We start from the raw sequence: 18,569 nt of genomic DNA, 5'->3' as shown, positions 1-18,569 counted from the left end.
CTGTCCCCTCGTTCAGTCGAGAATGAAGTTCTCCAGATAGCCCGGGTCGGCCCGGTCGAGCATCGACTGCGAACGCGCCCTGATCTGGGCGTCGGTGCGGTCGCTGGCGGGCAGCAGCCAGAAGCGGCCGGCCCGTATGCCGTCGGCCACGAAGCCGGCGACCTCCTCCACGGGGGTGAACGCCACCTCGTGCCCGGCCTCCTTCATCGCGGCCTCCCACTGGTCGAGGCTGCGGTACGGGGTGCGGCGGGGCGCGGACTTGGCGTACCGCTCGGGCCGGTTGCGGTGCGACTCCCACAGTCCGGTGCGGAGCATGTGGGGGCCCGGGAAGAGCACGGAGGCGCCGATGGCCGCGCGCTCGGCTTTGAGATGGGCGTAGAGCGACTCCGTCATCGTCACCACCGCGGCCTTGGTGACGGCGTACACCGAGGCGGTCGGCAGCGGCGCGATCCCGCCGTCTCCCGAGGAGGTGTTGACGACGTGTCCCGGCTCACCGGCCGCGAGCATCCGGGGCAGGAACGCCTGGATGCCGTGGAAGACGCCCCATACGTTGACCGAGAAGGCCCACTGCCAGTCCTTGGGGTCGTGCTCCCACATCCGGCCCTCGGCGCCGGAGCCGACCCCGGCGTTGTTGCACAGCACATGGACGGCGCCGAAGGCCTGGTACGCGGCCTCGGCGAGGGCTTCGACGGAGGCGCGGTCGCTCACATCGGTGAGCTGCCCGACGGCCTCGGCGCCATTCTCCCGCAGCCGCCCGACGGCCTTGTCGAGCGCGCCCTCCTCCACATCGGCGAGGACCACCTTCAGCCCGTCCGCGGCGAACCGTTCCGCCATGGCGTAGCCGATGCCGCTCGCGGCGCCGGTCACCACGGCCGTCTGTCCGGCCAGCAGGTCCATCAGGCCTCCCGGTGGGGCGCGTCGAGGATCTGCTGGACGTCGTCGTAGCGCTGGTGGATGTAGGGCAGCAGCGCCTGCGCGCTGACCCGTTCGACGACCTGGCCCGACTGGTCGCTGGTCTTCTCGCCGATGGTGATCTCGACGAGCCGGCGCACCGAGAGGTCGGCGACCGGGTCGTACGCGGACTCGCGCAGCACCACGCTGCCGGTCATCGCTTCGAGCTTGCGCACCCGTTCGTGCCGGCTGCAGCGCACCAGCACCGGGTCGCCGTCGAAGCCGTTGCCGTCCACCGCGGGGAGGAACTTGAAGTAGAAGTCGGTCTTCTCGGTGACTCCCGGCAGCGGCAGCGCGCCGCTGACCGCGCCGGCGACCTCGACGAACGCGATGCCGTGCCGGGCGAGCTTCGCCATCACGACGTCGCCGACCCGCTCCACGGTGACCTCGCCGAGCTTCTTCGGTTCGCCGAAGACCTCCCGGCCGCCGATCAGCGCCCGTTCGGTCGTCATCGGCATCACCAGCGGATACCAGCCCTCGACACCGTCGTGCCGGGCGGAGACCGCGACCGAGCCGGCACCCAGCGGGTGTCCGAACAGATCGACGCGGCTGATGTTCACCCGCACCAGGGGCCGTTCCCCCGGCTTGAGCGGCGGCGGCAGGACCTGTGCCACCACGTCGGGGTCGGTCTCCCAGACCGCCACCACCCCGGTCGACCAGATGTCGGGGAGCTTGCCGCCGCCCGCCTTCGCCGCCTGCATTTCCGCTTCGCTCCGCGGGCCGTACCGTACTCGCGCCATGTCGTGCCGCCCTTCGTTCATGTCAGTCACACGGGTGCGTCATGAGAGATTCGGGACGAGCTCTGTAACACAGTTACACCGACGCGCTCGAAGGGTAAATAGGCGTGCACGGTCCACAATGGGAGCACCATGCCGCGCACCGCCCTGACCCGCGACGATGTACTCGACGCCGCTGCCGCACTTGTCCGGCAGCTCGGCCCCGAGGCGCTGACCATGCGCAAGCTCGCGGCCGAACTGGGCACCGCCGTCACGTCGATCTACTGGCATGTGGGCAACCGCGAATCGCTGCTCGACGAACTGGTGGCCCGTACCGTGCGGGAGATGGGCGCCATCGCGCCCACCGGCCGCGGGCCGCTCGACCGGGTGCTGTCCATCGCCCGCGCCCAGCGCCGGATGCTGCGCGACCGGCCGCATCTGATCGCGATGGTGCACGAACGCGGCCTCACCGAGCTGATGTTCCTCCCCGCCCAGCAGGCCCTGGTCCATGAGCTGCACGACGCGGGGCTGCGCGGGGCGCGGGCCGCCGAGGCGCTGCGCGCCATCGAGTTCCACGTCATCGGCTTCATTCTGGTCGAACGCAACCGCGAACGTTCCCCCGCCCAGAGCCCCGCGGAACAGGACTTGTGGGACACCGCCACGGCCGGCCACGACCCGGCGCTGGCCCGCGCGCTGGCCGCCCCGCCCGACCCCGAACGCCTCTTCACCACCACCACGCGCGCCCTGGTCGGCTCCCTGCTGTGTGTCTGAGTGTCAGCGGCGCCCCTTATTCTCAATGACCATGCTGGACAACCGCACCGAGCCGACCGCCTCCCCGTCCCCGTGGCCCGCCGCCTACCCGGACGGATATGCCGTGGTCGACGTCGAGACCACCGGTCTCGGCCGCGACGACCGGATAGTGTCCGCCGCCGTCTACCGGCTGGACTCCCGGGGCGAGGTCCAGGACCACTGGTACTCACCGGTCAACCCGCTGCGCGATCCGGGCCCGGTGTGGATCCACGGACTGACCAGCGCGATGCTCGCCGACGCCCCGCTCTTCCCGGACATCGCCGCCGAGCTCGCCGAGCGGCTGGCCGGCCGGGTGCTCGTCGCGCACAACGCGGTCTTCGACTGGTCGATGCTGGCCCGTGAGTACGCGCGGGCGAAGTCCACCGCCCCCGTCGAACAGCGGCTGTGCACGATCGTGCTGGCCAAGGAGCTCCGGCTGCCGCTGGCCAACCACAAGCTGGAGTCGCTCGCCGCGCACTACGGCGTCGTCCAGCAGCGCGCCCACCACGCCCTGGACGACGCGCGGGTGCTCGCCGAGGCGTTCCGCCCCAGCCTGCACCTGGCGGCCGCGGCCGGCCTGCCGCTGCCGCTGCACACCTGCCGGCCGCTCACCGAGTGGACCGAGGGCAGCGTGCCGGCGGCCCGCCCCGCGCCGGCCGGCGGGTCGTACGGCTCCTACCGCCCCAGCAGCTGGCGCCCGGCGCGCAAGCGGTCGTCCTGCCCGTACCCCAACCCGGGCCGGATGGCGCCCGAGGGCCCGCTCATGCAGGGGATGCGGGTGGCGTTCTCCGGTGACACCGGGATCGACCGCGAACTGCTGGAGGACCGCGCGACCGACGCCGGGCTGCATGTCGCGTCCAGCGTCAGCCGTCTCACCAGCCTGCTCGTCACCAACGACCCGGACTCCCCGACGAGCAAGGCCGCCAAGGCCCGCGCGTTCGGCACCCCCGTCATCGACGAGCGGCGCTTCGCGGAACTCCTCAAGGCGGTGACCCCGGCGCCCGGGGTACACGGCTGATCGAGTGGCGCGGCGACGACGCGCCCGGCGACCTGTTGCCCGCCGCCCCCGCGCCGCGCAATCTGTGCCCCATGGCCCGATGTGAAGTGTGCGGAAACGACTACGTCATGAGCTTCGAGGTGCACGCCCAAGGTGCGGTGCACGTCTTCGACAGCTTCGAATGCGCCATCCACCGTATGGCGCCCATCTGTGAGCACTGCCGGGTGCAGGTCGTCGGCCACGGCGTCGAGGCCGACGGCCGCTGGTACTGCAGTGCGCACTGTGCCAAGGCCGAGGGCGTGCACGGCCTCGTCGACCGTGTCGGCTCCGTCCCGATCTCCTGATCCGTCCCCCACCGACCCCCTACCGGAGGGCGCCCCACGACCGAGTACGGTCGTGGGGTGTACCGCTTTCTGCTCTCCCGCCAGTGGGTGATCCTCACGCTGCTCGGCCTGGTCATGATTCCCACGATGATCAAGCTGGGCTACTGGCAGCTGCACCGTCACGAGCACCGGGTGGCCAACAACCACCTGATCAGTCAGAACGTCAAGGCCGCCGCCGTCCCGGTCGAGCGGCTGGCCGCGCCCGGCAAGGCCGTACCCCGCAAGGACCTGTACCGGTCGGTGAGCGCGACCGGTCACTACGACACCGCGCACGAGGTCGTCGCCCGCCAGCGCACCGCGGCCGACGGGCAGAAGAACGGGTACCACGTCATCACCCCGCTGGTGCTGGACGACGGCCGGGCGATCCTGGTGAACCGCGGCTGGATCGACGCCGACGGCGGGCTCACCGCACTGCCGAAGATCCCGGCCGCCGAGTCCGGCGAGATCACCGTCACCGGGCGGCTGCGCCCCGACGAGACGAGTTCCAGCACCGGGATCAGGAACAAGAGCGGGCTGCCGGACCGCATGATCATGCTCATCAACTCCACCGACCTGGCGAAGACCGGCCCGCGGCAGTTGCTCGGCGGCTATCTGGAGCTGGCCACCACCTCCCCCAAGCCCTCCGGCGCCCAGCCCGAACTGATCCCCGAGCCGGACGACTCCAGCATCGGCCCGCACATGGCGTACGCGATCCAGTGGTGGCTGTTCTCGGCGATGGTCCCGGTCGGCTGGGTCATCCTGGTGCGCCGCGAGCGCAAGGAGCGGGTCTCCGGGCAGGAGTCACAGAAGAGCGTTCCGGTCGCGGTGTAACGGCGTCCCCGGCACGCTACGAGCAGGAGTGTGGACGAAAGGCGGCCCCGTGCCAGGACTGATCGAGGACTACGCGCTCATCGGTGATCTGCAGACCGCGGCGCTGGTCGGCAAGGACGGCTCCATCGACTGGCTGTGCCTGCCGCGCTTCGACTCCGCCGCGTGCTTCGCGGCGCTGCTCGGGGACGAGGAGAACGGCCAGTGGCGGATCGCCCCGGCCGGCGCGGACCAGTGCACCCGGCGGGCGTACCGCGGCGACACCCTGGTGCTGGAGACGTTCTGGGAGACCGCCACCGGCATCGTCAAGGTCATCGACTTCATGCCGCAGCGCGACCGCGCCCCCGATGTCATGCGGATCGTTGAGGGCGTCTCCGGCACCGTGCAGATGCGCAGCGAGCTGCGGCTGCGCTTCGACTACGGCAGCATCGTGCCCTGGATGCGGCGCGCCGAGGGCCACCGCATCGCCGTCGCGGGGCCCGACTCGGTCTGGCTGCGCAGCTATCCGCCGCAGGTGCCGATGTACGGCAAGGACTTCTGCACCTACGCCGACTTCTCCGTCTCGGCGGGCGAGAGCGTCGCCTTCGTCCTCACCTGGCACCCGTCGCACGAGACCCGGCCGCGCCGGGTCGACCCGTACGATGCGCTGCCCCACGCCATCGAGGACTGGGAGAAGTGGTCGGCGCAGTGCACCTACGACGGCCCCTGGCGGGAGGCCGTGCTGCGCTCCCTCATCACCCTCAAGGCACTGACGTACGCGCCGACCGGCGGTATCGCCGCGGCCGTCACCACCTCGCTGCCGGAGGAGATCGGCGGGGTGCGCAACTGGGACTACCGCTTCTGCTGGCTCCGCGACGCCACCCTGACACTCAACGCGATGGTCTCCAGCGGCTATCTCCAGGAGGCCGCGAAGTGGCGGGACTGGCTGCTGCGCGCGGTCGCCGGAGACCCCGCCGACCTGCAGATCATGTACGGGATCTCCGGTGAGCGGCGGCTGCCCGAGTACGAGGTGCCGTGGCTGAAGGGGTACGAGACGTCCGCCCCGGTCCGGATCGGCAACGCGGCGGCCGGGCAGCTGCAGCTCGACGTCTACGGCGAGGTGCTCGACTCTCTCCACCTGGCCCGGAACAGCGGACTCTCCGACGACAAGCACGCCTGGAGCCTGCAGCGCGCCCTGATGGACTTCCTGGAGTCCAACTGGCGCGAGCCGGACGAGGGCCTGTGGGAGGTCCGCGGGCCGCGCCGGCACTTCGTGCACTCCAAGGTGATGGCGTGGGTCGCCGCGGACCGCGCGGTCCGCACCCTGGAGGCGCAGCCGAAGCGCGGCGGCGACCTGGCCGGCTGGCGGGCCATGCGCGACCAGGTGCACCTGGAGGTGTGCAAGCGCGGCTACGACAACGAGCGCAGCACGTTCACCCAGTTCTACGGCTCCACCCAGCTCGACGCGGCGACGCTGCTCATCCCCCAGGTCGGCTTCCTGCCGCCCTCCGATCCGCGGGTGATCGGCACGGTCGACGCGGTGCGCAGGGAGCTGAACCACGGCGGCCTCGTCCGCCGCTACACCCTCGACGAGAAGGCCGTGGACGGCCTGCCGGGCGACGAGGGCGCCTTCCTGGCCTGCTCGTTCTGGCTGGCCGACGCCCTGCACACGACCGGCCGCGAGCGGGAGGCCCGCGAGCTGTTCGGGCACCTGCTGAGTCTGCGCAACGACGTCGGGCTGCTCGCCGAGGAGTGGGACCCGGTCTCCCGCCGCCAGCTCGGCAACTTCCCGCAGGCCTTCAGCCACATCGGGCTCGTCAACACCGCACTGAGCCTGTCCGGAGTCCGTAAGGGAGCATGAGCGCATGGATCTGGGACTGAAGGACCGGGTGTACGTCGTCACCGGCGCCACCCGCGGGCTGGGCATGGCGGCCGCCCGTGAGCTGGCGGCCGACGGTGCGAAGCTGGTCGTCTCCGGGCGCTCGCAGGAGTCGGCGGACGCGGCGGCCGCCGCGCTGGGCGGCCCGGGGAACACGATCGGGATGGCCGCCGACAACTCCGGCGCGGACACCCCCGACCGGCTCATCGGCGCCGCCCGCGAGGAGTTCGGACGGCTGGACGGCGTACTGATCAGCGTCGGCGGCCCGGCCGTCGGCCTCTCCGAGACCATCACGGACGACCAGTGGCGGGACGCGTTCGAGACGGTCTTCCTCGGTGCGGTACGGCTCGCCCGGGCCGCCGCGGCGGCGCTCGGCGAGGGCGGCGTGATCGGCTTCGTGCTCTCCGGGTCGGTGTACGAGCCGATCCCCGGCCTGGCGGTCTCCAACGGGCTGCGGCCCGGGCTGGCCGGCTTCGCCAAGAACCTCGCCGATGAACTGGGCCCGCGCGGCATCCGCGTCGTGGGCCTGCTGCCCTCCCGGATCGACACCGAGCGGGTGGCGGAACTCGACGCCCTCAGCGGCGACGCGGCGGCCTCCCGCGCCCGGCACAGCGCCACCATCCCGCTGGGCCGCTACGGGACCCCGGAGGAGTTCGGCCGCGCCGCGGCCTTCCTGCTCTCCCCCGCCGCCTCGTATCTGACGGGCATCATGCTCCCGGTCGACGGCGGCGCCCGGCACGGCTTCTGACGTACGGCGTGCTGCGTACGGCGCCTGGGACGCCGGTCAGTTGACGCGGCTGGCGCGGTGCTTGACGGCGCGCAGCCGCGCCTCGGCCGGGAGGTGGTCGAGTCCCGCCGAGCCGCCCGCCCGTTGCAGGATCTCGGTGTCCAGCCGGGAGACGACGGTGTCCGGGGCCGCGTGCGGCGCCAGGGCGAGGGTGAGGCGCGCGCGGGGCGCGGAGCGCTTGCCGGTCAGGACGGCGCCGGCCCGGTCCACACCGTCCAGTGCCTCGGTCTCGGTGACCAGGATGTCCTCCAGGGCCCGGCCGCGCAGCACGGCGTCCTGGCCGTCGCGGCTGTCGATGCGCAGCTGGCGCAGCCGGTGGCTGCGGAACTGGGCCAGGAACCACCACAGGGCCGTCAGCACCAGCACGCCCAGGACGGCCAGGACGGTGGGCCACCACCAGCCGTCGCCGCGGTAGCGGGTGCGGTCGCGGGCCGTGAGGAGCACGTCCCCGGGGCCGTCGAACGGCCACCAGCCCGGCAGGGTGAATCCCCAGCGGCGCTGCAGGTCCAGGCTGCCGACCAGCACCGCGAGGCCGGCGATCAGCAGGAGCAGGCCGGTCAGTGCCAGCAGGGTCCGGTTGAGGGAACTGCGCATCGGCGGATCAGCCCTTCTGGGCGCGCTGGACGTGGACGCCCAGGCTGGGCGGGCGGGCCAGCCCGAGTTGGACGACGCCCTCGGCCAGGGCGGCGTCCAGGTCGGCCCGTACTTCGTCCAGGTCACGGAAGTGGGACGCGGCGCGGGCGGTGACATGGCGGCGGCCGACGCGGACCCGGACGGTGTGCACGCCGGAGACCTCCATCGCCCGGTCGCGCAGCGTGAGTTCGGCGGCGTGCCGGTCCAGCCCCGCGCGCACCCCGGTGACACTGCGCCGCATCGGCAGGATGTCGCGCAGGCCGGGGGTGACGGCCAGGACGATCAGCCACAGACCGATCACCACGGCGGCCGCGGCGGCGGTGATGACGAGCACGTTGTCCAGCGGCCGGGTGGCCAGTTCACGGGCCAGCCGTGGCCGCCAGCTCATCGCGGCGCGGTCGGTGCGGACCGCGGCGATGTCGTAGAGCAGGATCCCGGCGGCCCCCAGCACCACCAGCGCGGTCAGCGCCGACGGTACCCGGCGCTCCGACCAGAACCGGCCCGCGCGGCCGGCCGGCGGTTCGGCGGGGCGCTCGGCGGCGGACCCGCCGGATCCGTCGGGCTCGTCCGGTTCGTAGGGCCCGACGACCGGCAGCTGCCGTGTCGTGCCCTCGGGTTCGGGTTCCGCACCGGTCCCGGTCACCGCACCCTCCCCTCGCTCTGTTGCCGCGCCGTCGCGGAGTGCAGCCGCTCGATCTCGACGGCGACCTCAGGTACCTCCATACCCGTCAGTGACGTCACCCGGTCCGCGACATGGCGGCGCACCGAGCCGCAGACCGCACCGAGGTCACCCGGATAGCCCAGTTCCACCGACAACCGCACCCGGGCGGTCTCCTTGCGCACCGAGACCGACGCGTGCGGCGTACGGTCCGGCGGCACGAGCCCGGACTCCGGGATGTCCGCGAGCACCTCGGACGCGGCCCGCGCGGCGATCTTCGCCACCACCCGGTCCGCGATCCTGAGCGCGCCCCGCTCCGCGGCCGGCAGGGTGACCGGGGCCGCAGCGGCCATCACCGCCGCCGGTCGCGGCTGCGGAAGAACTCTCCGGGCTCCAGATCGCCGTCCACGAACTTCCCGGCCACGAACCCGACCGCGCCGAGCGCGGCCACCAGCAGGAACGCGCCGAACCCGCCGAAGTACCCGGCGAATCCGAGCGCCATGCCCACGATCAGTCCGACCAGCGACATTCTCATCGTCCGCTCACCGTCCTCGCCTCACCGCTGTCGCCGGCACCGCCGGCCGCCGTCCCACCCGTCCACCCGGTCGTCACTGGACCCTCTGCTCCCGGTCGTCCTCGTCGTCCTCGTCCGGCAGCTTCACGTCGCCGACCGCGACATTGACCTCGACGACCTCGAGACCGGTCATCCGCTCGACCGCGGCGATCACGTTCTCCCGCACCGCGCGGGCCACCTCGACGATGGACACCCCGTACTCGACGACGATGTCCAGGTCGAGCGCGGTCTGCACCTCGCCGACCTCCGCCTTCACCCCACGGGTGACGGACTTGCTGCCGGGCACCCGGTCACGCACGGCGCCGAAGGTGCGGGCGAAGCCGCTGCCCATCGCGTGCACACCCAGCACATCACGGGCCGCCAGCCCGGCGATCTTCTCGACCACTCCGTCCGCGATGGTGGTCCGGCCGCGGGTCGCGGGGTCGCCCAGCGGCGCCCGCCGGCCGGGCGTCCCGGCACCCCCGCTCGTGCCCTTCTCCAATGTCCTGCCTTCGCCCACGGAATCGGGGCCCTCCGGCTCGGACAGGTTGCGCTGTGCCGCCTCGGTCATGGCGAGTCGTCCCTTCGTCTGGGCTGCTCCATGCACCACACTATGTGCGCATGCCCTGCCGTGCCGTGGAGATGCGGTCAGGAAGCGTGGAGCGGGCCGCCGTTCGGGTGGCGCGCGGCGAAGGAGGCGGAGACCGGTGGCTGTGGACCGTTTGGCCCGTGCGGTACGGGAGCAGATCGCGTTCGGGCGCGTGCTGCCGCTCGGCAGGGCGGGAGACGGTGTCTGGATCACCGAGAACGCGGCGGCCGACGCGCTGCGCGGGGCGGTGAACGGGCTCACCGGCGTGCGGGTCGGCGCGCTGCGGATCGGCCCGGAGCCGGTCCGGGTGCCGCGTCAGGAAGCAGAACCGACGACGGAGCCGGCGACGGATGCGAATAATCTGCCGCTCGTACCGCCGAGTGCGGTGCCGTACGGCCCGCTGTGCGTGGCCGCGGCCTTCGAGGCCGCCATCGACCGGCCGCTGCCCGCCACCGCGGATCAGTTGCGGACCGCGCTGTGGAGTGCGGCCCACGATCTGCTGGGGCTGGCCGTCACCTCGGTGGACCTCGACGTCACGGGCCTGATCGATCCCCAGGCCGGACCTGCTCCGGTGGCCGCCGTCGAGGGCCCGGCCGGTGCGACGGGCCAGGATCTGACGGAGACCGGGCCGCCGCCCGCCGGCAACGGGGTGGTCGCCGCGGCGCTCCTGGTGCCGGGTGTCGCCCGGGTGACGTCACGGCTCGGCGGCTTCGCGTCCGGGATCCGCACGGCCGACGGCGGCGATCCGCCGGCCCGGGAGGTCCGGGTGCAGATCGCGGTCATGCCCGGCCACCGCGCGCTGGACGTGGCCCGCGCGGTGGCCGTGGCGGTCACCGAGGCCGCCGAGCCCGGTTCCCCGGGCCCTGTGACGACGGCGGTCGTGGTCACCGCCATCGGGTGACCACGACCGGACATCGACCGGACGGAGTTGCCGGACGGAGTTACTCGCCGACGCCGGCGAGGTCGCGCAGCCGGCGGCCCTGGGCGGCGCGCTCGGCGGGGCGCTGCTCCTCGTACGAACGAGCGGCGGCACCCTGCAGCAGGGCCTTGGTCTCGATGACGGCGTCCCGGGGCGCGGCGAGCAGCGCCCCGGCGAGGTCCTGGACCGTGGCGTCGAGTTCGGCGACCGGGACGACCAGGTTGGCGAGGCCGAGGCGCTCGGCCTCCGACCCGTGCACGAACCGCCCGGTGGCGCAGATCTCCAGGGCCCGCGCATAGCCGACGAGGTCGACCAGCGGCTTGGTGCCACCGAGGTCGGGCACCAGTCCGAGGCTGGTCTCGCGCATGGCGAACTGCGCGTCGTCCGCGCACACCCGCAGATCGCAGGCGAGAGCGAGCTGGAAGCCCGCACCGATCGCATGGCCCTGTACGGCGGCGATGGTCACGATGTCGCTGCGCCGCCACCAGGTGAACGCGTCCTGGTACTCGGCGATCGTCGCGTCGAGCTTCTTGTCGGAACCGCGCGCGAGGTCGATGAACGACGGCTCGCCGTCGAAGCCCTCGGGCGTGAAGGCCTGCCGGTCGAGCCCCGCGGAGAAGGACTGGCCTTCGCCGCGGAGCACGACAACGCGCACGCTGCCCGGCAGGAGCCGGCCTGCTTCGACCAGGGCCCGCCACAGGGCGGGCGACTGGGCATTGCGTTTGGCCGGATTGCACAGTGTGACGGTCGCGACGGAGTCGTCGGCGGTGAGCCGCACTCCGTCACGCTCGAGCAGCACGGTGGGGTCGGGCATCGGGCACCTCCGAGCGAACCGCGGAATTGATTACCGAAGAGTAACCACTGGGTCGACACAGTCGTCGACCGGGTGGGCACGCTGGGGAATCCGGGTCGCGGGAGATGCCCTGCCCGTCAGGCCGTAGCGGCCTTCGACTTACCTCGTGTTGCACCGCCGCGACCGCGCAAGGTCACGCCGGACTCGCTGAGCATCCGGTGCACGAATCCATAGGAGCGGCCGGTTTCTTCGGCCAACGCCCGGATGCTCGCACCGGAGTCGTACTTCTTCTTCAGGTCTGCCGCGAGCTTCTCGCGCGCGGCGCCGGTTACCCGGCTGCCCTTCTTCAGAGTCTCGGCCACCCGTGCCTCCTCTAGGGAAGTGCGCTCTGGACTCTCATGATCACCCCTAGGCGCCTTCCTGGCCACCCATTCGGCAAGGTCCGTACGACAACATTTGAACCGGAGACCTTTTTCCGGCGGCCGGGTGGCGCACGAAGATCCCCGATTTCGTCCGGCGCTTTCCGGACAGTTGTCCGGGCGCCGCGAAAAGCGGCAGGTCATCCATGGTCGGTAAGGAGTTTCCCGACGTCACGCCACTGATCGACTCAGGGCGGCGGTCATACCGCGCCACCGGGTGGCGCGGTATGAGCTCGTCTCACACAGATGATGGATCACCCGTAGGCCGAATGATCCACTGCCAAGTGATCAGGCGGGTCGGCCGGACGGGCCGGCGGGTCGGGGCGGCGCGGCGGTCAGGCCAGCGAGACCAGATCCGCGTAGTCCTCGCCCCACAGGTCCTCAACACCATCGGGCAGCAGGATGATCTTCTCGGGGGCCAGTGCGTGCACCGCGCCCTCGTCGTGCGTCACCAGGACGACGGCGCCACTGAAGGTGTGCAGCGCGCCGAGGATCTCCTCGCGGCTGGCCGGGTCGAGGTTGTTGGTGGGCTCGTCGAGCAGCAGCACGTTGGCGCTGGAGACCACCAGCGAGGCGAGCGCCAGCCGGGTCTTCTCACCGCCCGACAGGACGCCGGCCGGCTTGTTGACGTCGTCGCCGGAGAACAGGAACGAGCCGAGGATCTTGCGGATCTCGACCAGGTCGGTGTCCGGGGCGGCCGAGCGCATGTTCTCCAGGACCGTGCGCTCCGGGTCCAGGGTCTCGTGCTCCTGGGCGTAGTAGCCGAGCTTGAGGCCGTGGCCCGGCTCGACCTTCCCGGTGTCGGGCGTCTCGACGCCCGCCAGCAGGCGCAGCAGCGTGGTCTTGCCGGCGCCGTTGAGGCCGAGGATGACGACCCGGGAGCCGCGGTCGATGGCCAGGTCGACGTCGGTGAAGATCTCCAGCGAGCCGTACGACTTGGACAGCCCGGTCGCCATCAGCGGGGTCTTGCCGCAGGGCGCGGGGTCCGGGAAGCGGAGTTTGGCGACCTTGTCCGAGACGCGGACGGCGTCGAGGCCCGCCAGCAGCCGGTCCGCGCGCTTGGCCATGTTCTGCGCGGCGACCGTCTTGGTGGCCTTGGCGCGCATCTTGTCGGCCTGCGAGTTGAGCGACGCGGCCTTCTTCTCGGCGTTGCTGCGCTCGCGCTTGCGGCGCTTCTCGTCGGCCTCGCGCTGGGCCTGGTAGAGCTTCCAGCCCATGTTGTAGACGTCGATCTGGGTGCGGTTGGCGTCCAGGTAGAAGACCTTGTTGACGACCGTCTCCACGAGCTGGATGTCGTGGGAGATCACGATGAACCCGCCGCGGTACGTCTTGAGGTAGTCGCGCAGCCAGACGATGGAGTCCGCGTCCAGGTGGTTCGTCGGCTCGTCGAGCAGCAGGGTGTCGGCGTCGGAGAACAGGATCCGGGCCAGCTCCACCCGGCGGCGCTGGCCGCCGGACAGGGTGGACAGCGGCTGGCCGAGCACCCGGTCGGGCAGTCCGAGGGCGGCGGCGATGGTGGACGCCTCGGCCTCGGCCGCGTAGCCGCCCTTGGTGAGGAACTCGGTCTCCAGGTTGGAGTACTTCCGCATCGCCTTCTCGCGGGTGGCGCCCTTGCCGTTCGCCATCCGCTCCTCGTTCTCCCGCATCTTGCGCAGGACGGAGTCCAGGTCGCGGGCGGAGAGGATGCGGTCGCGGGCGAGGGTCTCCAGGTCGCCGGTGCGCGGGTCCTGCGGGAGGTAGCCGACCTCGCCGGACCGGGTCACGGTGCCGCCGGCGGGCTGGCCCTCACCGGCGAGGACCTTGGTGAGGGTGGTCTTGCCGGCGCCGTTGCGGCCGACGAGGCCGATGCGGTCGCCCTTGGCGATACGGAAGGAAGCGGACTCGATGAGAATGCGGGCTCCAGCACGCAGCTCGAGGCCAGTGGCAGTAATCACGGGAAAAGCTCCAGGGCATGGCGAACGACAGAAAGGGGCGCGGGGGAGGTCGTACGCCGCCGGCTAATGAACGAGAGGGACTGCCATACAAGCCAGTCTACCGGGGTGTGGCAAGCCGGTTGTTGCCCAGGGGAGTGCGATGAGGTGCTATGCGCCCGAGGCCGTCGACCGCGATCAGCTGACCCGTCCAGGCCGTGTGCGGATCCGCGCACGGCTGGGCGACGACGACCGCGGAGCCCCTGGGGACCACGCGGGAGGGCGGCCGGGCGACACGGGCGGGCCGGGGCGGGCTTCGCCCGTTCGGTCCTGGGGCGCCGGGGTGGGGCAAATCACCCATACTCGTCGTATGCAGTTCGACGACAACGCGAAACTGGACACGTCACAGGTGCAGGACCAGCGCGGTGGCGGCTCGTCCGGCGGCGGACCGTTCGGTGGTGGCGCTCCCAGCGGCAAGGTGGTCGGCGGCGGCATCGTCGGCCTGATCGTGGTCGTGATCGGGATCGTCCTGGGCATCAGCCCCAACCAGATGGGCCTGTCCGGCAGCGCCACGGACACCGCGCCGCGCACCGGCGCGGCCGCCGATCTGGCGCAGACCTGCGCGACCGGCCGGGACGCCAACACCCAGGGGCAGTGCCGGATCGTCGCGGTGGTCAACAGCGTCCAGGCGTACTGGACGAACGAGTTCCGGCAGCGTGGCGGCACCTATCAGCCGGCGCCGACCGTCTTCTTCGACCGGCCGATGCGCACCGGCTGCGGCGTCGCCGATCCGCGGACCGGGCCGTTCTACTGCCCCGTCGACCGCAAGGTCTACATCGACCTGAACTTCTTCGCCACGCTGCAGAGCCAGTTCGGCGCCGAGGGCGGGCCGTTCGCGGAGAGCTACGTCGTCGCCCACGAGTACGGGCACCATGTGCAGAACCTGCTGGGGACGCTGCGCGCCGCCCAGGACGGGCGCACCGGGGCCACCAGCAAGTCGGTACGGGTCGAGCTGCAGGCGGACTGCTACGCGGGCCTGTGGTCGAAGAACGCCACCATGACCATCAACCCGGCCACCGGCAGACCGCTGATCACCGCCGTGACGGCGGACGACATCGCCCGCGGCCTGGACGCGGCGGCCGCGGTCGGCGACGACGCGATCCAGTCCCGCGCGCAGGGTCGGGTGACCCCGGACAACTGGACGCACGGCTCGTCGGCGCAGCGCCAGCAGTGGTTCACCACCGGTCTGCAGACCGGTGACCCGGCGCGCTGCGACACGTTCGGATAGCCCCTCAGCAGGGAGGGACGGCGACGGCCCGGCGGGTGTTCCCGCCGGGCCGTCGCCGATCGTCGTCGTCCCGGTGCCCGAGCGGTCAGGCGCCGCCGGTGTGCACCTGGAAGGCGGCCCGGCGGACGGCCTTGGCGACCGCGGGGTCCGGGTGCGCGGCGGCCAGCGCCACGAGCACCTGGACAGTACGGGGGTGCCCCGCGCCGCGGATCTCCACCAGGAGCGACCGCACCGAGCCCTCCACCGCCGCGTCGAGATGGCTGACCAGCAGCTGCCCCTCGCCGTGGTCGGCGACGGCCGCGGCGGTGTCCACCCACAGCCAGGCGGTCTCCTCGCGGGTCAGCAGCCCCGCGACGGCCTCCGGGTCACCGCCGTCCTGCTCGGCCAGCCACAGCAGCGCGTACGGGCGCAGCGTCGGCTCCTCGGAGGAGGCGCGGACGGCGGGCTCGGCGGGCGCGCCGACCACCCGGAGCGCCTCGAAGGCCAGACCGCGCAGCAGCGCGTCCTCACCTCGGGCGGTCTCCAGCAGTTCGGCGACGGCCAGGCCGACGGGCCGGGCGGCGAGCCAGGCGCGGTACTCGGCGCGGGCCGGGCCCGGGGAGAGCCGAGCGCAGGCGCGCAGCATCTTCTCCGCGGACTGCTCGATATGGCCGGCCGGGCCCTGGGCGGCCACACAGATCTGTTCCAGCTTGACCCAGACCGCCCAGTTGCCGAGCGGGGTGAGCGCGGCCTCCTGGGTGTCGGAGCAGGCGTCGCGCGGATACAGCGCCCCGACCCCGGCGACCGCGTCGAGCACCCAGTTCAGGAGCGCGGGCAGCGGGTCGTGGGCGCCGTCGGCGGGCGGCTCGTGCCGTTCGGTCCGCAGCTCCGCGACCCGCTGGCGCAGCAGGTCCAGCAGGGTGTCGACCGGTACCGGGCCCGAGGAGAGGTGCAGGAAGGACAGCAGCTGAGGGGTTGCCTCGATGACCTCGGCCACCAGCGAGGGATCCGCCTCGGCGGGGTCGCCGGGCGGATGCGCGAGGGACCAGGCGTCGAAGAGCGCGACCCAGCCGCGCAGCACCGCGGTGTTGTCGCGGTCCCAGGCGCGCAGCCGCCAGCCGGGGCGGGCGGCGCCCTGATGGAGTTCGATCAGGCCCGCGAGCCGGGCCCGGTCCCAACCGGACCGGATCTGCCGTTCCGTCAACTCCAGCGCGGCGGCTGCCTGCTGGACGTCGGCGTCCGGAAGTATCCCGGTCGGACCTGCGGTACCGGGTCCCGCTTCGGCCCACCGCGCGAGGCGGACCGTGTCGGCGAGTTCGGCGCGCGCCTGGCGGGCGAGCTCGGACAGCGCGGGGGTGCCCTCGGGCGGCCGCGGCGGGCGGGAGCGCCGCGCTGTCGCCGTGGGGCGGGCGGCGGAGCCCCCCACCGCGAAGGCCAGGGAGGGTCGTCGGGGGACAAGGCGGAGCGGCGTGTCTCGCGAAGTACGGGACGTCACTGGAGCAGTGTCCCGGGTGAGGCCCCAGAATCCCAAACGCGCTCCGGGGCGGCGCCCCTCACGCTGCGCTCCCGGCTCCGTGCCGAGCGCTACATCAGAGGCGTCAGGAAGCGTCGCAGGGCCTCTTCGTACGACGCCGGGTCGACGTTCCACATAGCGCTGTGGGAGGCGCCGGGGACGGTGTGGAGCGTGACCAGATCCGGTCGCCTCGCGGCGAGTTGGCGCGATCCTGACCAGGACGAGAGGGTGTCGTCCGGGCCGTGCACGACCAGTGCGGGAACGCTCAGCCGGGCGGGGTCCGCGGCGTCCGCGATGCGTTCCGCATGCAGCCCGGTGCGGCCCTCCGCGGCGCGCACCCCGAGCGGTACGAGCGCTCCCGGCACGCCGTGGGAAAACGCCGCGGCGCGCACGGTCGATTTCCAGTCCAGGACGGGTGAATCGAGGATCAGCCCGCTGATCCGGCCCCGGAGCGCCGAGTGGTCGGCGGCCCGCAGCGCCATCGTGGCGCCCGTCGACCACCCGTAGAGGACGAACCGCTCGGCGCCGTACTCCGCGGCGTACTTCATCGCCGCGTCGAGGTCGCGCCATTCGGTGTCGCCGAGGTGTCCGAGGCCGTCCGGTGAGGGCGGGGCGCCGGAATCGTTGCGGTAGGCGAGGTCGAGCACCGGGAAACGGTGGCCGTGCAGGGCCGGCAGGACATTGAGCGGGAGTTCGCGGGTCGCGCCGAGGCCGTGCACGGTGATCACCCACGTCGAGCGGGCCCCGGGCACGAACCAGGCGGGCAGGGGACCGAGTTCGCCGGGCACCAGCACCTCGGCGTAGTCCAGACCGAGGGCGCTGCGCGGGTCGCCCGCGTGGACCTGGGCCGTCATCCGGACCATCGTGCCGGGGTCGAGGGCGCCGCTGTAGACGCGGTCCAGGCGCCGGGCCACCGTGTCCGGTGTCGTCCACAGCACCTCGCCGACCGCGGCGTGCACGCCGTCGCCGGACAGCCCGTAGACGCCCGGCCGCAGGGAGGCCAGGGCGCGGGTCATGCTGACCTGGCCGGGCGCGGTGGCGTGGACGGTGACCCGCTCGTCCGGCTCCGGGCCGTCGGTGGACGGTTTGAGGGCGAGGTCGGACACGTACCGTCCGGCCGCCACAGCGGCCGCGCCGGCACCGAGCACGGTGGTGGCGGCCACGGCCGCCACGGTTCGTATACGCATCGGTTCCAGTGTCGGCGGGGCGGCGCGATGCGGCCAGTGGACAGCGGCCGGCCGGGTCACCGGCGGTTCCGGCCGGGCGGTGTCAGCCGGGCTGGCCGTAGCCGCGCAGCCGCCCGCCCGCGTCGTCCAGCTCGGCGTCCGACAGCAGGGCGGGGGTCAGTCCGGGGACCGAGCGGGCGGTGAGCCAGACCTGGCACATCCACTCCAGCTGCGCCGTACGGTCGTACGCTTGATCGAGTGTGGCGCCGTACACGAGCGTGCCGTGGTTGCGCATCAGGCACGCGCTGCGGTCGCGCAGCGCCCGCAACACCTGCGCGGCCAGTTCGTCCGTGCCGTAGGGGGCGTAGCCCGCGACCCGGATCCGGCCGCCCATCGCGGCCGCCATGTAGTGGATCGCCGGAAGTTCGTCCACCAGGGTCGAGACGGCCGTGGCGTGCACCGCATGGGTGTGCACGATGGCCCGCGCACCCGTGCCGCGGTAGACGGCCAGGTGCATCGGCAGCTCGCTGGTGGGGCGCAGCCGTCCGGCGACCTGCCGGCCGTCCAGATCGACGGCGACCGCGTCGACGGGGCCGAGCCGGTCGTACGGGACGCCGGTCGGCGTCACCAGCACCAGATCGCCCACCCGGACCGAGACATTGCCGGACGTACCGACCACCAGGCCGTCCGTGACACTGCGCCGGGCCGTGGCGACCAGCTCCGACCAGGCTTTCTCCATGGCATCGCGCATCCGTCGATCCTTACAGGTTGGGCGTTGCCGCGTCCTCGCGGGGCGCAGTACCGTCCCGCACACCACCGGCCGCACACCACGGCCCACCGGATCGCATCACGGATTGCAGG

At 72.5% G+C, this 18,569-nt stretch carries 21 protein-coding genes; 8 read left to right on the top strand and 13 right to left on the bottom strand.

The window, feature by feature from the left end; all coding sequences use genetic code 11:
* Positions 1-12 precede the first annotated feature (12 nt).
* The gene (locus tag C6N31_RS05630) at positions 13-897 is read right to left on the bottom strand and encodes an SDR family NAD(P)-dependent oxidoreductase (RefSeq protein ID WP_138354989.1); all 885 of its coding nucleotides are present in this window, start codon (positions 895-897) and stop codon (positions 13-15) included.
* Complete coding sequence (locus tag C6N31_RS05625) at positions 897-1,691, bottom strand: acetoacetate decarboxylase family protein (protein WP_198357201.1); 795 nt, start codon at positions 1,689-1,691, stop codon at positions 897-899. The genes C6N31_RS05630 and C6N31_RS05625 overlap by 1 nt, the downstream gene beginning before the upstream one ends.
* Before the next feature lie 129 nt (positions 1,692-1,820).
* Here C6N31_RS05625 and C6N31_RS05620 point away from each other — a divergent pair, with 129 nt between their 5' ends.
* From C6N31_RS05620 to C6N31_RS05595, 6 genes are all read left to right on the top strand, one after another.
* On the top strand, positions 1,821-2,438 hold the full coding sequence (locus tag C6N31_RS05620) for a TetR/AcrR family transcriptional regulator (protein WP_198357186.1): 618 nt from the start codon (positions 1,821-1,823) through the stop codon (positions 2,436-2,438).
* 25 nt (positions 2,439-2,463) lie between these two features.
* On the top strand, positions 2,464-3,474 hold the full coding sequence (locus C6N31_RS05615; protein ID WP_381587503.1) for a DEDDh family exonuclease: 1,011 nt from the start codon (positions 2,464-2,466) through the stop codon (positions 3,472-3,474).
* Between the two features lie 71 nt (positions 3,475-3,545).
* Entirely contained in the window at positions 3,546-3,797 is a 252-nt protein-coding gene (locus tag C6N31_RS05610; RefSeq protein WP_138354992.1) for a metallothionein, read from the top strand.
* Between the two features lie 57 nt (positions 3,798-3,854).
* Entirely contained in the window at positions 3,855-4,646 is a 792-nt protein-coding gene (locus C6N31_RS05605; RefSeq protein ID WP_164299148.1) for an SURF1 family cytochrome oxidase biogenesis protein, read from the top strand.
* Between the two features lie 28 nt (positions 4,647-4,674).
* Entirely contained in the window at positions 4,675-6,483 is a 1,809-nt protein-coding gene (locus C6N31_RS05600) for a glycoside hydrolase family 15 protein (RefSeq protein WP_307811242.1), read from the top strand.
* Between the two features lie 4 nt (positions 6,484-6,487).
* Positions 6,488-7,249, top strand: coding sequence for an SDR family oxidoreductase (locus C6N31_RS05595; protein WP_138354995.1), 762 nt, complete (start codon positions 6,488-6,490; stop codon positions 7,247-7,249).
* Between the two features lie 36 nt (positions 7,250-7,285).
* Here the strand turns inward: C6N31_RS05595 and amaP are convergent, their stop codons facing one another.
* The 5 genes from amaP to C6N31_RS05570 form a co-directional block, all read right to left on the bottom strand.
* Complete coding sequence (gene amaP / locus C6N31_RS05590; protein WP_138354996.1) at positions 7,286-7,882, bottom strand: alkaline shock response membrane anchor protein AmaP; 597 nt, start codon at positions 7,880-7,882, stop codon at positions 7,286-7,288.
* A 7-nt stretch (positions 7,883-7,889) separates the two neighbouring features.
* Complete coding sequence (locus C6N31_RS05585) at positions 7,890-8,564, bottom strand: DUF6286 domain-containing protein (RefSeq protein ID WP_138354997.1); 675 nt, start codon at positions 8,562-8,564, stop codon at positions 7,890-7,892.
* Positions 8,561-8,932 (bottom strand): Asp23/Gls24 family envelope stress response protein, encoded by a 372-nt coding sequence (locus C6N31_RS05580; protein WP_138354998.1) that lies wholly within the window; start codon positions 8,930-8,932, stop codon positions 8,561-8,563. The genes C6N31_RS05585 and C6N31_RS05580 overlap by 4 nt, the downstream gene beginning before the upstream one ends.
* Entirely contained in the window at positions 8,932-9,114 is a 183-nt protein-coding gene (locus C6N31_RS05575) for a hypothetical protein (protein WP_138354999.1), read from the bottom strand. Before C6N31_RS05575 ends, C6N31_RS05580 begins: the two co-directional genes overlap by 1 nt.
* A gap of 73 nt (positions 9,115-9,187) precedes the next feature.
* Entirely contained in the window at positions 9,188-9,703 is a 516-nt protein-coding gene (locus tag C6N31_RS05570) for an Asp23/Gls24 family envelope stress response protein (protein ID WP_138355000.1), read from the bottom strand.
* A gap of 136 nt (positions 9,704-9,839) precedes the next feature.
* Here C6N31_RS05570 and C6N31_RS05565 point away from each other — a divergent pair, with 136 nt between their 5' ends.
* The gene (locus C6N31_RS05565; protein WP_198357183.1) at positions 9,840-10,622 is read left to right on the top strand and encodes a hypothetical protein; all 783 of its coding nucleotides are present in this window, start codon (positions 9,840-9,842) and stop codon (positions 10,620-10,622) included.
* Between the two features lie 40 nt (positions 10,623-10,662).
* Here the strand turns inward: C6N31_RS05565 and C6N31_RS05560 are convergent, their stop codons facing one another.
* From C6N31_RS05560 to C6N31_RS05550, 3 genes are all read right to left on the bottom strand, one after another.
* Positions 10,663-11,454, bottom strand: coding sequence for an enoyl-CoA hydratase/isomerase family protein (locus C6N31_RS05560; RefSeq protein WP_138355002.1), 792 nt, complete (start codon positions 11,452-11,454; stop codon positions 10,663-10,665).
* A gap of 116 nt (positions 11,455-11,570) precedes the next feature.
* Positions 11,571-11,795: a helix-turn-helix domain-containing protein gene (locus tag C6N31_RS05555; RefSeq protein WP_187144825.1), complete on the bottom strand. Its 225-nt coding sequence runs from the start codon at positions 11,793-11,795 to the stop codon at positions 11,571-11,573.
* 392 nt (positions 11,796-12,187) lie between these two features.
* Complete coding sequence (locus C6N31_RS05550; RefSeq protein ID WP_138355003.1) at positions 12,188-13,786, bottom strand: ABC-F family ATP-binding cassette domain-containing protein; 1,599 nt, start codon at positions 13,784-13,786, stop codon at positions 12,188-12,190.
* Between the two features lie 346 nt (positions 13,787-14,132).
* On the opposite strand from C6N31_RS05550, the gene ypfJ reads away from it, so the two are divergent.
* Complete coding sequence (ypfJ, locus tag C6N31_RS05545; protein WP_138355004.1) at positions 14,133-15,050, top strand: KPN_02809 family neutral zinc metallopeptidase; 918 nt, start codon at positions 14,133-14,135, stop codon at positions 15,048-15,050.
* 85 nt (positions 15,051-15,135) lie between these two features.
* On the opposite strand, the gene C6N31_RS05540 is transcribed toward ypfJ, so the two are convergent.
* The 3 genes from C6N31_RS05540 to C6N31_RS05530 all read right to left on the bottom strand — a co-directional run bounded on the left by C6N31_RS05540 (position 15,136) and on the right by C6N31_RS05530 (position 18,459).
* Positions 15,136-16,524, bottom strand: coding sequence for a hypothetical protein (locus C6N31_RS05540; protein WP_187144826.1), 1,389 nt, complete (start codon positions 16,522-16,524; stop codon positions 15,136-15,138).
* Between the two features lie 89 nt (positions 16,525-16,613).
* Positions 16,614-17,729: an alpha/beta hydrolase gene (locus tag C6N31_RS05535; protein ID WP_138355005.1), complete on the bottom strand. Its 1,116-nt coding sequence runs from the start codon at positions 17,727-17,729 to the stop codon at positions 16,614-16,616.
* Between the two features lie 82 nt (positions 17,730-17,811).
* Positions 17,812-18,459, bottom strand: coding sequence for a class II aldolase/adducin family protein (locus C6N31_RS05530; protein ID WP_232484797.1), 648 nt, complete (start codon positions 18,457-18,459; stop codon positions 17,812-17,814).
* Positions 18,460-18,569: the final 110 nt, after the last annotated feature.

The organism is Streptomyces fildesensis (assembly GCF_016107395.1).
Classification (GTDB): Bacteria; Actinomycetota; Actinomycetes; order Streptomycetales; family Streptomycetaceae; genus Actinacidiphila; species Actinacidiphila fildesensis.
The sequence above is the reverse complement of the archived record's forward strand: the minus strand, read 5'-3'. Positions and strand labels throughout refer to the sequence as shown.

Bases quoted from the DNA above. Each gene is read 5' to 3' on its own strand.
- C6N31_RS05630 (WP_138354989.1), bottom strand. From the start codon at position 897: ATGGACCTGCTGGCCGGACAGACGGCCGTGGTGACCGGCGCCGCGAGC.
- C6N31_RS05625 (WP_198357201.1), bottom strand. From the start codon at position 1,691: ATGGCGCGAGTACGGTACGGCCCGCGGAGCGAAGCGGAAATGCAGGCG.
- C6N31_RS05620 (WP_198357186.1), top strand. From the start codon at position 1,821: ATGCCGCGCACCGCCCTGACCCGCGACGATGTACTCGACGCCGCTGCC.
- C6N31_RS05615 (WP_381587503.1), top strand. From the start codon at position 2,464: ATGACCATGCTGGACAACCGCACCGAGCCGACCGCCTCCCCGTCCCCG.
- C6N31_RS05610 (WP_138354992.1), top strand. From the start codon at position 3,546: ATGGCCCGATGTGAAGTGTGCGGAAACGACTACGTCATGAGCTTCGAG.
- C6N31_RS05595 (WP_138354995.1), top strand. From the start codon at position 6,488: ATGGATCTGGGACTGAAGGACCGGGTGTACGTCGTCACCGGCGCCACC.
- amaP (WP_138354996.1), bottom strand. From the start codon at position 7,882: ATGCGCAGTTCCCTCAACCGGACCCTGCTGGCACTGACCGGCCTGCTC.
- C6N31_RS05580 (WP_138354998.1), bottom strand. From the start codon at position 8,932: ATGGCCGCTGCGGCCCCGGTCACCCTGCCGGCCGCGGAGCGGGGCGCG.
- C6N31_RS05575 (WP_138354999.1), bottom strand. From the start codon at position 9,114: ATGAGAATGTCGCTGGTCGGACTGATCGTGGGCATGGCGCTCGGATTC.
- C6N31_RS05570 (WP_138355000.1), bottom strand. From the start codon at position 9,703: ATGACCGAGGCGGCACAGCGCAACCTGTCCGAGCCGGAGGGCCCCGAT.
- C6N31_RS05560 (WP_138355002.1), bottom strand. From the start codon at position 11,454: ATGCCCGACCCCACCGTGCTGCTCGAGCGTGACGGAGTGCGGCTCACC.
- ypfJ (WP_138355004.1), top strand. From the start codon at position 14,133: ATGCAGTTCGACGACAACGCGAAACTGGACACGTCACAGGTGCAGGAC.
- C6N31_RS05535 (WP_138355005.1), bottom strand. From the start codon at position 17,729: ATGCGTATACGAACCGTGGCGGCCGTGGCCGCCACCACCGTGCTCGGT.
- C6N31_RS05530 (WP_232484797.1), bottom strand. From the start codon at position 18,459: ATGCGCGATGCCATGGAGAAAGCCTGGTCGGAGCTGGTCGCCACGGCC.